The sequence below is a fragment of the Dyadobacter subterraneus genome (assembly GCF_015221875.1).
GTDB lineage: Bacteria > Bacteroidota > Bacteroidia > Cytophagales > Spirosomataceae > Dyadobacter > Dyadobacter subterraneus.
In genome coordinates this window covers 3,567,851-3,583,117 of record NZ_JACYGY010000001.1, presented here as the reverse complement: position 1 = coordinate 3,583,117, position 15,267 = coordinate 3,567,851, and the positions used below count along the sequence as shown (strand labels likewise).

Below are 15,267 nucleotides of genomic sequence, written 5' to 3'. Positions count from 1 at the left end.
TTCTAAAAGATGGTATTTGTAAATAAAAAACCTGCCGTCAATATAGAATAGCCTGATTTATGAACAACAATTGAAAGCTTTTTATTTAAAAGAAATAAATATTATTGGTGTCCGGTATCGATTTGCACCAAACACGGCACAGAATTTTTCCCATTGGTTAAAAGATTTACAAATTTTCAACTAAGCTGAATTATTATGCGGGCAATATGGACAGGCGCTATCGGTTTTGGACTGGTCAATATTCCGGTCAAGTTATTTAGCGCAACACAGCAAAGTGAACTGGATTTGGACATGCTGGACAAAAAAGACCACGCCAATATCAAATTCCAGCGCGTGAACGCCAATACGGGTAAGGAAGTGGATTGGGAAAATATTGTCAAAGGTTATAAGGTAGATGACAATTATGTCATTCTGGATGACTCTGACTTTGAAAAGGCAAGTCCTGAACAGAGCAAAATCATCGAAATAGCCGAGTTTGTGGATGAATCGGAAATTGATAGTATTTATTACGAGACGCCCTATTACCTGCAACCCGAAAAATCGGGAACCCGTGCTTATGCTTTGCTTCGTGATGCCTTGAAAAAGACAGATAAGGTTGGTTTAGGTTCCTATGTGTTAAGAAACCGGGAAAGTCTTGTGGTGATAAAACCGCTGGATGATATTCTTCTTTTGAATAAAATTCGTTTTCATGATGAGATCAGGGCTACGGATGAACTTGAAATTCCGGATATTAAAATAAAACCGGCAGAATTGAAAATGGCCATTCATTTAATTGAACAGCTCACAACCGATTTTGACATTACCCGTTTTAAAGATTCTTATACCGATAAATTGCTGGAACTCATTAAGGCAAAGGCAAAAGGCAAGAAAAGCACTGCTGCGCCAATGAAAATTGTTCATTCACGCAGCAATGATTTAATGGCTCAGTTGAAGGCCAGTCTGGAATCAGGAAAACGAAAAGCTTCCTGATTTCAGGAATTTTTCCAGCATTTTAGCAAGCGGCGCAAAACCAGAATTTCCCCAAGGTGGTAGGAGGTATGATCTGCGATCAGCAGGGCCTCCCGAAAAATATTTTGTCCGTCTCCATGCGCCAGCGGAGCGTATAAATCTGTGTCCTCATTTTTTAGTAAATCAAAAAAGCGTTTTCTGTCTTTTTTGATTTGTTCAATTGTTTCTGTCCACTTTTCATCACTGACAGAATCTGTCTTTTCTGGCCAATACTCATCCGGCCATTGTGGTGATTTGTGATCAGGTGAAAGACAGAATTCCACAATATCCCATTGTGTGATGCGGATATGTTCCAGCAATTGCCAGATACTGTAAGGCAAACTTGGTGGAATTTCGGCTCTTAAATCAGCAGGTATGTCGTTAATTGTTTCTTCCAGAGAAACGTGTGCATTGCCTGTTTCGATTAAGGTCGTCAGTTCAGAGACAATTGTTTTTCTTTCATTTGTTTGCATTGGATAAGTGTTTAGATGGATTTATTGATGCTACAAATATTGCGCTGCAATTTTAAGGCCATCAGGATTTGGAAAGCTTTATAAATAATTGATATCAGGCTCAAACGTCATTTCAAAGCTGAATATTTCTTCCTGAATTATCGAATCCTGTTGATTATTCACTATTTTAGGGCATTCAATTTTTTATTCCTTATTCCTAATCTCATGAATTCAACGCGCCGGAATTTTATTAAAAGTGTGACAGCGGCTTCCGCTCTGATTGCTACGGGAAGCGCAGCAAAACCTTTCAACATAATCCGTGATCTAAAAAAAATAAGTCCTAATGACAAAATACGTTTTGCCACTATCGGAATGGGAATCCAGGGAAATCAGGATACAAAAGCTGCCATGCGAAGTACACCAATGGCGGAATTTGTTGCAGCAGCCGATTTGTATGACGGCCGCCTGACCCACGTGAAAGAGGCATACGGTAAAGATATTTTCACAACACGCGATTATAGAAAAATTCTTGAACGGAAAGATATCGATGCCGTTTTAATAGTAACTCCGGACCACTGGCATGACCACATTACAAAAGCTGCTTTGCAGGCGGGAAAACATGTATATTGTGAAAAGCCCATGGTTCAGCATATTGATGAAGGCGCGTCGGTCATTGAAGCCTGGAAGAAATCAGGCAAAACCATGCAGATCGGAAGTCAACGGGTTAGTTCGGCATCTTTCAGGGAAGCGAAAAGATTATTTCTAGCAGGTGAAATTGGGCAGATTAATTTTGTGGAATCCAATTATGACCGGTTTAATTCACTGGGCGCCTGGAATTATTCAATACCTGGTGATGCGTCTTTAACCACGCTTGACTGGGAAACTTTTCTGGGTGACGCACCGAAAGTGCCTTTTGATGCCAAAAGATTTTTTCGATGGAGAAACTATAAGGACTACGGCACCGGCGTAGCGGGTGATTTGTTCGTCCATCTGATAACAGGCGTTCATTTTGTGACAAATTCCTTAGGCCCGGAAAGAATTTATTCTTCGGGAGAACTTAGCTACTGGAACGACGGACGCGACGTACCGGATATGATGGTATCAATTCTGGATTACCCGAAAACGGACTTGCATGCGAAGTTTCAAATGGTGCTGCGCGTAAATTTTGCAAATGCCGGCGCCATTAACAACAACACCAGAATTGTTGGAACAGAAGGACAGATTGATTTTACAGACGATAATCTGATCTTGACCAAAAAGAAATTAGCCAAGGCTCCCGGATATGGTGGCTATGACAGTTTCGGAACCTTTTCTGCAAGTGAGCAAAAGGATTTTGAAAAGAAATATGATGCACAATATCCGTCTGATACCAGAAAAGCGGATCCGGTAAAGGAAATAAAATTTGAGGCGCCCAAAGATGATGATCCTCATGCTCAGCATTTTCGGGACTTTTTTGAAAATGTAAGTAAAGGATCCTTGGGTACAGTTGAAGATCCGGTTTTTGCGTTTCGTGCGGCTGCGCCTGTTTTGGCTTGTAACAAAAGCTACTTTGAAAAGAAGGTAGTAACCTGGGATCCGGTGGCAATGAAAATCAAGAAAGGTTAAAAATAACAGTAAAAAGTACATCAAGGGGCAGGATTGGTACAATTATAATAACTTGGAGTTATGTAGTTTTGCCAATTGATCTGCAAAGATTTTTTCTGATATTGGGAAAAATATAATGAAAGTTTAAACCTAAAATAAGACAAAATGAAACCAGGAATCGGAATTTCTGAGGAAAACAGAAAAGTAGTATCGGATCAACTGGCCATATTATTGGCTGACGAGTTCATTTTATATACGAAAACATTAAATGCGCACTGGAACCTTGTAGGGCCAGATTTTCACTCGGTGCATTTGTATTTTGAAGAACTTTATAAGGAATCGGCTGAAATTTTAGACAGCGTTGCTGAACGTATCCGTCAGCTGGGCCATTTCGCACCAGCGAAACTTAAAAACTATTTACAGATCACACACCTTACTGAACAATATGAAGGTGGAAATGATAGTTTAAGTCTGATCAAATATCTTTTGGCAGATCACGAAAGCATCATCGAATTTATTCGTGGAAATGTGGATACATTTGCTGATGAGCATAAAGACGCAGGTACAAGCGACTACGTAACGCAGCTTATGGAGCAGCATGAAAAAATTGCATGGATGCTAAGAGCACACGTTCAATAATTCTTAAAAATATCATAACGGGCACTCGAAGTCATTCGGGTGTCTTTTTTTATCCTTACCGTATCAAATGAGCAAGTTCAAATTAAAAGATAACGAAGAAGAAGAGGTTGAGATTTCAAAAGATGAAATAGAAGAAATTGTACCCGATGCAGATTTTCGATTCAGTCTTGTTGTGCTGAAAACCGGAGAAAAACATTTTGTGGCAGGCACAAAAAAAGATATACAAGAAGCAGTGGGAATAGCGTACGAATAAACTGTATTGATAATCTAATAAGTAACCACTTGATTCGTATAGGTTACTTTTTTTTTAAATCAATCCGAGTATTTGTTAATTATTGAAAGCAATAATTACTAAAAAATCTGTGAGTAGTAAGTTTTAAAGAATTATGCTCCGTTATTGAAGCAAATTATTTATAAATTTTTCCAGGACTACGACATGGTTATACTTCTCATCCTGAGCGGCATATAACAAAGTTACCTTCTTATGTTTTTTTACTTTATCTACCAGGTCGTGCACAGCAGACATGCAATGTCTTAATTCAAACGTATAATCTTGTCTGAATTCTTCCCATTTTTCCGGGTCATGATCAAACCATTTTCTTAAATCCGTTGACGGTGCCACCCCTTTAAGCCATTCATCAACTTTTGCCTCTTCTCTTTTTAATCCACGTGGCCATAAACGGTCAACAAGTATCCTGAAACCATCCGATTCATCTTTCGGTTCATAGATTCTTTTTATTTGTACGGTATTCATAGTTAGGGTTATGTAATTCTTAGACTAAATAAAAACTAGCTGATTCGAAAAATAGTTTCCTGAATACAGGATCTTATTTAATTTTATCTTATCTATTTGTTTAACAGGTCATTACAATGTCACCACTGGATTATTAAAGGTAACAACACGTGTATTGTGCTCGCACTACTGTTAAAATCAGCCAATACAATTTTTATAATTGATATTCCCATTTTTATTTTTTGCACGGATATCCAACAATTGAGAATATTATCTCTGCTGAGGATAATGTGGATTTTCAAACTGAATTTGGTCTCATAAAATAAATTACAATATTTTTAAACCAGACTTTTAAATTCAGATAAGTTGCTGATGAGGCGTTGTTCGAGCAGGTTTGATAAACGTTTGCTTATTTCCTGTTCATGGATTGTAAATTGATCAAATTCTTCATCCGTAAAGTGCCCGATGATTATTCCTTTTAAAAACTGCTGAAATTTCTGATCCTGTTTTACTGAATGCGTAATGAAAGTGAGCTGATCAGGTTCGCCCAATTTATAAAATGTATTTTTCCGTTGATGAATGTACTGTTTAAAGATGCGGATCAGCAATCCGTTTTGAAGTTTTAGTATGGGTCTAAGTGTCAGATTTTGAAAATTTTCGGCAAATCCTGATGTAGCTGAGGTCGTAATTTTTGGTCGTAGGGAAAGTAATAAAGTCGATTTGTCGGGCATGAGTACAAAATTAAAGCGATGACTAAAGAATTTCAAATTATTACCACCTTGATAAAAAACCAAGGCGGATCCCAACAATATTTGGAACCCGCCTCATTATATATTTCGAAAACTATTTTTTCTTACCAAAAATATAAGTGATTCCACCGCTCGCGGTAACGGCTTGATTGCTGTTTTTAACCTCGTATTTTTCGTTACCTGGTTTCAAAGGGTCCATAAGAATCGAATTGGCACCACCGATGATTATATTGTAAGCGAGTTCTACTGTAAAACTTAATCTTCTACCCATAGGGAGGACAAGACCAACTTTTGGAGCAACGCCCGGGCGAACCACATTTTTATCGATCTGAATATTGTACCCTTCAATTTTTAAAATATTTGCGCCAGCTTCCAATCCGGCATAAGTGCGAATTCCTTCTGTTTGGAAATAATATTCAGCAAATAAATTGACAGGTATGGTTGTCGCTTTTCCTCTGATACTTTTGGATGACAAATCACGTTTGATTTCTTCCATCCAGTATTTTCCGGAAATCCCCACGGCTATGTTGGGTTTTATAAAATTACGGTATTGCAATCCACCTCCGTATATTCCTTTTGATATGTAAGTCTGGTTTGTAAAACCATAGGTACCCTGTACGGTTAGTGTTGATTGCGCAAATGTTTGGTTGGAAAAAAGGAAACTGATTAACGTTAAGGAAAAGACGACTAATAACTTTTTCATAAATTTTAAATTTTATTTACTCGGGATTGTTTAAGATCCTATACGCACGAAGGTATTGTTTTGTGGAAAATTAGGGCTTTTTGTTCGCTAAAATCTTACTTTTTTCAGCCTTGGGATTTTTATAATATAATTCTAATCTGAAAAAACGAAGGTTTTTATTTTTAATTAATTGAAAAGCACATATTTATATATCACAATTTCATAATTCTGAAAGCTTTCTTTTGTCGTTGTGAAGTTACTTCAATCAGGTATAATCCTGAGGGAAATTGAGATCCTGACAAGTCAATCGGTAGCTTTTGTTCAATTCCGGTCGCGTTTAAATTTGTATTAAAAACGATATTTCCGACCAAATCAAATGTTTGTATTTGTACGGAAGTTCCTGGATCTCCCTGAAATGTTACATTGATTATGCCTGTCGAAGGATTTGGAAATGTTTGCCAATCTGCTTTGTTGTCGAAATACACCGACTGGATTCTTGAATATTGAAAACTTCCATCCTTATCGACCATCTTCAACCGATAATAATTTGTCGTCGTCTGATCACGAGATGTGTCGGTAAAACTATATTCCTCCTGCGTGACAGAATTGCCGGCAGCCAATACTTTTCCAATCATTTTAAACTGGTTTAGATTGAATGCATTGAGTCCCTGAACCCGTTCTATTTCAAAATAATCTGTATTTGTTTCGGTTGTCGTCACCCAATTCGCAATCACCTGAGCCGAATTATCGTTTCCGGTTTTTTTTGTTACATTAAAGCTTAGCAGTTCAACAGGAAGCGCACCATTTTGAAGACCTCCGCCTGTATTAAACCAGAATTCGGAGAAATCTTTTATTTGTATTTCAGCATAATACCCTTTGTCAAAAGGAACTTTCACAACATTTGCAGCTGTGAGATAATCCCAGCTTCCCCCGCCGTTATTGCTCAGAATGCCGTCCTCATTGTTTGCGTTAGCGTCTGTGTATTTCGAAATTCCCAGATCATACGCCGACGCAGGTTTTGAACAACCTCCACATCCTGTTGCATTAATAAGTTTTTCTGATTCTGAATCCAGAAAATAAATGCGGACAGTAGTGTTGGCTGCAAGCGAGCGGTTTGCTGGTTTAATTGTAATATTTCTATCCAAATAATATTGCAACTGATTATTACGTACCGCACTGGAATTGATAAAGGTTTGAACAGCCGTCGCGCCAAGAGTTTGGCTGTTAGGATTTACAGATGCCACCAGCTGACCATTTTGTACAAAATTAATCCAGCCGGAACTGGTTGGAGCGTTTTGTGTTACGGGTGATGCAGTGGTAGAGCCGTCGTAAATACCGTTGGTGTTGTCATAAATATGGATATCATCGATGGCAATTCCTTCTCTTGTCGTTCCGCTATCTGCCCTTAAAACAAATCGGAGACGGATATTGGTTGCTGAGGGTAACGGCATTGTGCCCACATGCCAGCGGGTATAATCCTGAACACTCCATCCCTGATTATCCTCAGTGATTTTATTATACCAGTTGATTCCCTGGCCCTTATCTCCCAGACGAAACCATGTATTTCCGTCGGCAGAATATTCGAGATAAGCAAAATCACAATCCTCCGAAGCACAAAATTCAATATCCAGCGCCAGGCTGAAACTGACAGTTGGATTGGTCATACCTGTTAAATCAAAACAAGGTGAATACAAATAGGAAGTTTCCTCATTGTTATAATTTCCTGATAAATTCGTTTTCCACGCCGTTGTCCCGCTCGCAGCTTTGTTGATTTTACTGGAAGCCGGCGTTCCATAAGCCCAGGAATTTGACGTTCCGCTACTATGCCAGTTGCCACTACTGGTTTCGAAATTTTCAAGATAAGGAAAGGATGAAATCTGTTGGTTGTTGTAAATATCAATCTCAATTGTATTGTTATCCGAATAAGAATCGGATGCCAGGCTGGTCCAAACTTTCAGATGATATACTCCAAAAGCAGCCATGTTTTGTGTAGTAGTAAATGTAAAGGCTGTGGTTGTTCTGGCATCTATGGACGGAATTATTTCGTGAACCTCCGAGCCGTTACCCAGTTTATAATTTACAGGAATATTAGTAATGGTATGGTCCGAGCTGTTTCGCACCGAAATCGTAATAAGTTGATTATTACTCAACCCGCAGCTTGCCTGTGAAACGCTGTTCAGGCTTATCAATTGAATGTCATCGGTAACAATGCTTAACTGAATATCATCAAAGGAATAACCCGCACCACTTTTTGGATCTGCTGTTATGATATCTCCATGCTGTCCCCAACGGATTTGCGTACTGGTTGAAAGCGTCTGGCCATTTTCTCTGAGTTTGTTGCTCACCTCAATACTGGAAGATAACTTATAAGTTGCGCTGACCGGATTTTGGTTGGCAAAAAGATTATAAACCAGAATCCATGGGTCATTGTAATTTCCTCTTAACCATACACTATTATCCGGATCACTTTTCTGTCCATGATTTTTGTATCTGAAATTAAGGCGGATATCCTGTGAAAGATTGTAATTCGAAAGGTTGAAAGTTCCGTCTAAGAAATTGGTATTGCCGGCAGGGTAATACTGGTCCGTATCCAGTGTCAGCGCCTTGCTTCCTGAGTAGGCAATGCCTGTATTGACAAAAGTTCGTATGCGGCCTGCATTTGTTGAGTTTGTGAAATCATAACGGCTTAGATTTTGAAGTCCGGTTTTGTCGATAGTAACTTCCTGTACAGATGCCGATTCAATGTTGTCCAGAAAAGGAAGTGTGATGGGCGCATTATTTAACTGATCAAAGATTTGTGAAATCTTATTATTTCTTTTTGCGGTATCAGCGGGTGCGTTGGCAAATGCCTCAATCAAATATGAACCTTCGGCGGCAAGATTGGCTTTATCCGAAAAAGTGTAATCAAAAGACGCCTGCGCCGGAATTGTTAATGATGCCGAAACAGAAGCGACAGCAGTTCCATTTACAGAATACCCAACAGAAACCGGCCCTGAAAATGGCTGGTCATCAAGATTTTTAATTCTGATCGTAACATTGTTCTGATTGGTTAATGCTTTTGATGTCAATAATCTTCCGGACGAAACCGGGTTGACAATGGCTTCAAGAAACAAGTCATTATCTGAAATTGTCCCGGAGCAATTCCCGGAATCCGGTTTTCTTGAAATGGCGATTGATCGTATTCCGGGACTCGCATTTATCCTGGCACGAACAGCAAACCAGTAAGTAGAATCTCTGCTAAGTCCGTTGAAAGTAAAACTGGTGTTTGAAGTAATACCTGCCGAAACCATTTCTCCGCCTTTTAAAATCATAACCTCGTAATCACTGGCGCCGCTGATGGGCGTCCACTCCAAGGCTGCGTAACCTTCGCATTGAACTGAGGACAAGCTTAACACGGGACGACCAGTGATGGTAAATGCTTCGCTGACACTTTCTGCTCCGGTTGCGTTCTGAATTACTTTTACCCTTGCTTTATCAGTAGAAACATTCGGAAAAACCCATTTGAGCTGACGACCGTTTGCAGTCAGATTCCCTGAAATCGGATTCCATTGTGCTCCGTCATTGGTAGAATATTGCACAGAAAAATCGTTCGATGAATTCCCAAAAGAATCCCAGGCTACGTAAATCGAATCTGCGGCAGCATATCGTTCTTTTCCAATAGGATTTGTAATGGTTGTTGAAACCGGAATAATATCATAAACAACGAAATATTCCTGAGTACCATTCTGATTAACGGCGGTTCCTTTAACATTGATCTGATAATTTCCTGCAACGGGCGCGTCAATTATAACCTGCTCAATGTTATTAATATGGTCTGCCCCGGTAGTTGCCGGATTGTTAGTGTTAGCAGGCGTAGGGTCTAGTAATTTTGGAAAGACAGTTTCGGCAGAAGGTTTTGTAACCGTCAAATCAAGGTCGTTAACAAGATTTTTCCCGGATAAAACGGAAGGGGCGGGGTCGTTCCAGTATAGCATTACTTTAACCTTTGCAGTATTAGCAGGAATCTGAATATCATAAGTTTGAGGAGTGGGCGAAGAGGCGATGGAGGCGGTTTTATAACTTTCACTTTCAATCATTTTTACTGAGCGCAAAAGATTCATCCATCCAAAACCATATTTATAGTCCGGTCCGTCATTTCCCTGATCCGTTCCGCCATTGACCAAAATAGCTTTCATTAATCCGTTTTTAGGATTTTGCTGACTATGAAGTTCCCGGTAACGCTGATAAAGTAGCGTGAGTCCGCCGGCAACTGCCGGTGAAGCCATGCTGGTTCCGGTTGAAGAGACATAATTATTTACTGGAATAGAAGAAATTAAACTTGAACCCTGAGCACTGATCTCGGGTTTAATTCTTCCATCTTTTACCGGCCCCCTGCTTGAACTGGTTGCGATAATACCCTCAACTGTTGTATTTCCCACACTAATTACATTTTTGGCCGTCTGATATCCGCCAACTATATTTCCAAAACCGGAAGGATGAGGGCTGCAAGTCATTGTTCCACTATTCCCCGCGGCGAAAACATGTTGCAGGTAAGGCATTTGAAATGCCTGTTGATCCAGAATATAGGATTGCAAATTGTAAGCGCCAAGTGAAGAACAATCTGTGACGTCATTGCCGTAGGAATTGTTGGTGATCACCATTCCAAAATCCTGTACATATGTTGAAGCGTAAGTCAGAATGTTGGAATAATATTGTGCTATGATTTTTGCTTTCGGGGCGTAACCGGTATATTTTTCGTTAACAATTCCTGCTCCTGCCAACGTCCCCATCACGTGTACACCATGCCCACCAGCCTTTATTGCAGCCCGGTTAATAATGCGATTGCTCAAATCCACATGAAGCAGCGGATTTGCCTCATCACCCACACCAACTATTACGCCTTCCCCATGCAGATTTCTCCCTGACGGCAAAGAGGAATTAAGCACATTTGCCCGGCCATTGCCAGTACTGTTGATATTGTTTGGCTTGTCGGGAGCCGGCACCGGTTCTACGTATTGAACATAATTTTTAAGAGCCAGCTCATTCAACCGATCTTCCGGAACTCTTATTTCCAAAACCTGATAAGTCTGGTGAACAGTTGAAATAATTTCGAACTGATCGGTTTTTAACTGCTCTTTTATTTCGTCAAATGAAAATGATTTAGGAAAATTAATCCAGACGTCAACTTGTCCTTTTACTATTCTGGTTTGCTCAGGAAACGGTTTTTTTAATAACGAAGGATGCAATTTTTGACTTGCTGTCAAGGAAATAACGGCCCGGGCTTTTGATCTTTTCAGAGAAATTTCGGACAGCGATCCGGTAATTGTTGCCGTATAAGCATTATTTGGTATGTATTCCAGCAGGTCAATTCCTTCTGCTTTCAACCGTTCACGTTCAGCAGGTCCGGGGATTTCTTCAAACTGGATGACAACAAAAATCTTTTTGTCAGGTATCAATCTGGCATTAATCGATTCGACTTTACCGGTACCAACATTTTTTTCAGGCGTGAAAGAACCGCTTTTTAATTCGATCTGATAATTCTGATTGTTCTGTGAGATCACACTTAGTGGAAGAACAAGAAGAAAGAGGATTTTTAAGAGTAGCGTTGATTTCATATAGATGAAGTATAGTGGGATGAAAAATCAATTTCTATAATTTAATTCATTTTTCAATGTATTTTATGAATTCGGAATTGAAGATTTATTCAACAAGATGGGGACGTTAAGAACATTTCGGGCAATAACCGGATTTCATGAATGTTCTGATTTTCAAGGAATTTAAGGTTTGGCATGATACTGGTTGGTTACAAATCACGGTGCGGAAGCACAGAAAATAGATTCTCATTAAAAACACAGATCATGAAAAAGTTAATAATGTCGGCAGTAGCCTTAACACTTATCTCTTTCGCCTCTGTTCAGGCTGCTCCTATAACGGAACCTAATCACGCTGTGACATTAACCCAGGAAAAAATTTCGGTAAAACCGGAAGATTTACCGGCAGCTGTTAAAGCAACTATTAATAGTGACGCATTTGCAGGATGGAAGGTAACCACTGCATACCTGGTCACCAATGATGACAAAACTCAATACTATGACTTATCCGTTAAAAAAGGTAGTGAAAATGCCAGAGTAAAGCTGGATAAGAATGGTAAAAATGTAGAATAGATAGTGCCTTACTTTACTCAACGTGATAGCACCGGAGCCTTGGCTCCGGTTTTTTTATGTCGTATCAATTATGTTGACGCTGCAATCATGGCAAATCATTATAATAATCGTCTTCTGATTAAAATATGAGTAGAGTTTTCTATAAAAGAGATTTTACTAAAAATGGCCTGATTTATTAAAACGCCCGGATAATCTGTTTATGCTTAAATCTCTTCTTTCTTTATTTTGCTTTTTATTTTCGATAACAATTTCAATCAATTGCGCTGTCGGCCAGAAAGCTCCTGCCAGATACCCGACTGATAAAAAAACACTCGCTACCGGAATGCGATTATTCAATACCAATTGTGCCTCTTGTCATGCTATCGACCATGAAGAGATAGGTCCACAACTTGGTGGAATTACGCAGTTGTTATCAGCAAAGGCACTGACCGAATTTATTCAAAATCCGGCAAAAGTGATAGAATCGGGGGAGCCAAGAGCTGTAAGTCTTCATAAGAAGTATAATATGATAATGATGTCTTATGATTTTCTGAAACCGGCTGAAATAAACTCGATTTTGGCTTACATCGATCATGAGACAAAACTTAATAAAATTCAGCCACTTGTTGTCAAAACTGAAAATGCGGTATCACAATCCAGCGAAAGATTTGGCACGCCGGTTAAAAAATCCGGTATTCAGATAGAGCTCGAAGATTTTGTACAGATTCCAGCCTCGTCGGACAAACCTCCTTTAACCAGAATTGCTAATATGCGTCCGCATCCCTCGTCTGACGGGACACTTTATGTCAGTGATCAGCGTGGTATTATTTATAGAATTGAAAAAGGAAAGGCAGAAGTTTTTCTCGATATCAGAACGAAAATTGATAAATATGTGAATACCCCAGGTCTGGGAACCGGACTGGGAAGTTTCGCTTTTCATCCTGATTATTTGAATAATGGCCTGATTTACATTACCCACACGGAAGAACCCGCTGGTAAAAAAGCGGATTATGAATTTCCCGATTCAATTAAAGTGGCACTGCAATGGGTTGTGTCTGAGTGGAAAATCAATGATGTGAAAAGCAAAACTTTTGAAGGTACAAGAAGAGAATTATTACGTATCAACGTTCCGGGAGTGGTGCATGGCACTCAGGATATTGGTTTTATTCCCGGAATCAGTAAAAACGATCCTGATTATGGAATGCTGTTTATTGGAACTGGTGACGGTGGCTCCACGATTGGAAAACATCCGGAAATCACGCATACTTTAAATTCTCTTTTGGGCACGATAATCCGCATTAATCCACTTGGGAATAATAGTAGAAACGGTCAATATGGTATTCCCGCCGGTAATCCTTTCGTCAATAATACTGATCCTAAAACATATAAGGAGATTTATGCTTTTGGATTCCGGAATCCCCACCGGATGTCCTGGGATCTTACCCATGGAAAAATTATGTTTAGCGCGGAAGTAGGAGAGTCCAATTTTGAGGAAGTCAACGTGATCGTAAAAGGTGGAGATTATGGCTGGAATACGCGTGAGGGAAGTTTTGGAATTTCTCCTTCCGATCTTAAAAACGTTTATAAAATCAATAAATCGGAAAAAGATAATTTTATCAAACCGTTTGCAGCTTACGATCACAAGGATGGAAACGCGATCAGCGGAGGTTATGTATATGAAGGAAATCTCACCGCTTTGAAAAATAAATACGTCTTTGGTGATATTGTCAACGGCCGGATTTTCTGTATCAACATCAATAAACAGCTTTCAGATTCGGCCGTTTATGAAATCAATATTGTAAAAGATTCTAAGCCAACGGATTTGCAGCAAATGTCAGGTTCCAAAAGGGTCGATCTTAGAATTGAGTATAATCCTTTCACAAAGGAAATGTATGTGATGACCAAAAGTGACGGAAAAATCAGAAGAATAAAAAACGCAGCAGAGGTTTCGGGTAAGTGAGACACCGCATGTACACGTGGTTAAAAAAAATCCATTATACAGCTGATGTATAATGGATTTTTTAATTGGAATTAATGCTATCTTCCAAACTTGTTTTGGCTGTCGTAAGCCAGACCTAAGCCAACGCTTGAAAGCTTGTTTTCATCAGCCAAAGCCGCATTGGGAAACAATTTTTTAAATTCAGTTTGTATAAGTGGTACTTCGGTAGAGCCTCCGGTTAGAATTACCAGATCAATATCTTCTTTTTGTACGCCTGCATCGCGCAGACATTGCAGTGCAGATTCTGAAATTTTATCAATTTTTTGAACGATCGCTTCGTCAAACTGCTCACGCGTCACCCTTGTGGTGAGTCCGTCTTCCAGAAAGTCAAAAGGCGCATCATATTCGGATTGAGAGGTTAATGCAATCTTGGTTTCCTCCGTAGTGGCCAGCAATGTATGTCCTGTTTCCTGTTCCAAAACCTGCAACAATCTTTTGTAACGCGTTTTGTCATGTGCTTCAAAAAGGATCTGCTTGGTTTGGGAAATAATTTTTGTTGTATAAAGAAAATTTACCTTACTCCATTCTGAAAGATCAAAATAGTGATAAAGCGGAACTTCCAGATTTTTCGTTCCGTATGTACTCCGGTAACCAAGTTCAGGCATAATGGCTGCCAGACTCAAATCTTTGTCAAAATCATTACCTCCAACACGAATACCGGTATTGGCCAGAATATCAGAAGAACGGTCAGCTTTGTTGATATATTGATTGGAAAGTCTGATCACCGTAAAATCTGAGGTTCCTCCACCCAAATCCACAACAATCGCAAGTTTTTCTCCGCTGATATTAATCTCGTGGGCAAAAGCAGCGGCGATTGGTTCAAACTGAAAATCAATATTTTTAAAACCTAATTGCTTGGCAATCAGTTTAAGTTCATTCTCTGCCCGACTGTCAGCTGCGTGATCATTATCAACAAAATGAACCGGACGGCCCATCACCACATTTTCGATTTCCAAACCTGCATCTTCGTCTGCTTTGTCTTTGAGATTTTTTAAAAAAGAAGTGATGATCTGGTCGAAGCGCATAAGTTCACCATTAACCATTGTGCCCTGGCGCATCACAGGAGTTCCCAGAACACGTTTCAAACTTCTCATAAAACGTCCCGGATTTCTTTCCAGAAACATATTTACCGCTGCTCTTCCATAAAACGGAATATTGCCTTTGCGAAGAAAAAACATGGCGCTTGGCGTGGTTGTACTCGAACCCTCTACGGCTACGAGGTGAACATTGCCTTGGTTTGCTATTGCTATACTTGAATTGGAAGTTCCAAAATCGATACCGCAGGAAATACTGGTCATTATTAATCACTAAAAATTTGGG

12 protein-coding genes are annotated in these 15,267 nt (G+C 39.5%); 6 read left to right on the top strand and 6 right to left on the bottom strand.

Annotated features, from left to right (window positions below):
* Window positions 1-195: 195 nt before the first annotated feature.
* Window positions 196-969, top strand: a complete 774-nt coding sequence (gene ku / locus IEE83_RS14815; protein WP_194121322.1) for a non-homologous end joining protein Ku — start codon at window positions 196-198, stop codon at window positions 967-969.
* A gap of 2 nt (window positions 970-971) precedes the next feature.
* On the opposite strand, the gene IEE83_RS14810 is transcribed toward ku, so the two are convergent.
* Window positions 972-1,460 carry a DinB family protein gene (locus IEE83_RS14810; protein WP_194121321.1) on the bottom strand — a complete coding sequence of 163 codons (489 nt, stop codon included), beginning with the start codon at window positions 1,458-1,460 and terminating at the stop codon, window positions 972-974.
* A gap of 204 nt (window positions 1,461-1,664) precedes the next feature.
* Between IEE83_RS14810 and IEE83_RS14805 the strand changes: the two genes are divergently transcribed.
* The 3 genes from IEE83_RS14805 to IEE83_RS14795 all read left to right on the top strand — a co-directional run bounded on the left by IEE83_RS14805 (window position 1,665) and on the right by IEE83_RS14795 (window position 3,915).
* Window positions 1,665-3,044, top strand: coding sequence for a Gfo/Idh/MocA family protein (locus IEE83_RS14805; protein ID WP_194121320.1), 1,380 nt, complete (start codon window positions 1,665-1,667; stop codon window positions 3,042-3,044).
* A 144-nt stretch (window positions 3,045-3,188) separates the two neighbouring features.
* Entirely contained in the window at window positions 3,189-3,662 is a 474-nt protein-coding gene (locus IEE83_RS14800; RefSeq protein WP_194121319.1) for a Dps family protein, read from the top strand.
* Between the two features lie 67 nt (window positions 3,663-3,729).
* Entirely contained in the window at window positions 3,730-3,915 is a 186-nt protein-coding gene (locus IEE83_RS14795; protein WP_194121318.1) for a hypothetical protein, read from the top strand.
* A 141-nt stretch (window positions 3,916-4,056) separates the two neighbouring features.
* Here IEE83_RS14795 and IEE83_RS14790 read toward each other — a convergent pair whose 3' ends face one another.
* The 4 genes from IEE83_RS14790 to IEE83_RS14775 form a co-directional block, all read right to left on the bottom strand.
* Window positions 4,057-4,416 carry a DUF488 domain-containing protein gene (locus tag IEE83_RS14790; RefSeq protein WP_194121317.1) on the bottom strand — a complete coding sequence of 120 codons (360 nt, stop codon included), beginning with the start codon at window positions 4,414-4,416 and terminating at the stop codon, window positions 4,057-4,059.
* 317 nt (window positions 4,417-4,733) lie between these two features.
* The gene (locus IEE83_RS14785) at window positions 4,734-5,126 is read right to left on the bottom strand and encodes a glyoxalase (RefSeq protein WP_194121316.1); all 393 of its coding nucleotides are present in this window, start codon (window positions 5,124-5,126) and stop codon (window positions 4,734-4,736) included.
* Window positions 5,127-5,238: 112 nt separating this feature from the next.
* Complete coding sequence (locus IEE83_RS14780; RefSeq protein WP_194121315.1) at window positions 5,239-5,847, bottom strand: hypothetical protein; 609 nt, start codon at window positions 5,845-5,847, stop codon at window positions 5,239-5,241.
* A gap of 191 nt (window positions 5,848-6,038) precedes the next feature.
* Window positions 6,039-11,420: a S8 family serine peptidase gene (locus IEE83_RS14775; RefSeq protein WP_194121314.1), complete on the bottom strand. Its 5,382-nt coding sequence runs from the start codon at window positions 11,418-11,420 to the stop codon at window positions 6,039-6,041.
* Window positions 11,421-11,663: 243 nt separating this feature from the next.
* Here IEE83_RS14775 and IEE83_RS14770 point away from each other — a divergent pair, with 243 nt between their 5' ends.
* Window positions 11,664-11,969, top strand: coding sequence for a hypothetical protein (locus tag IEE83_RS14770; protein WP_194121313.1), 306 nt, complete (start codon window positions 11,664-11,666; stop codon window positions 11,967-11,969).
* A gap of 199 nt (window positions 11,970-12,168) precedes the next feature.
* A complete protein-coding gene (locus IEE83_RS14765; protein ID WP_194121312.1) occupies window positions 12,169-13,908 on the top strand; it encodes a PQQ-dependent sugar dehydrogenase in 1,740 nt (579 codons plus the stop codon).
* A 77-nt stretch (window positions 13,909-13,985) separates the two neighbouring features.
* Here IEE83_RS14765 and IEE83_RS14760 read toward each other — a convergent pair whose 3' ends face one another.
* On the bottom strand, window positions 13,986-15,245 hold the full coding sequence (locus IEE83_RS14760; RefSeq protein WP_194121311.1) for an Hsp70 family protein: 1,260 nt from the start codon (window positions 15,243-15,245) through the stop codon (window positions 13,986-13,988).
* Window positions 15,246-15,267 lie beyond the last annotated feature (22 nt).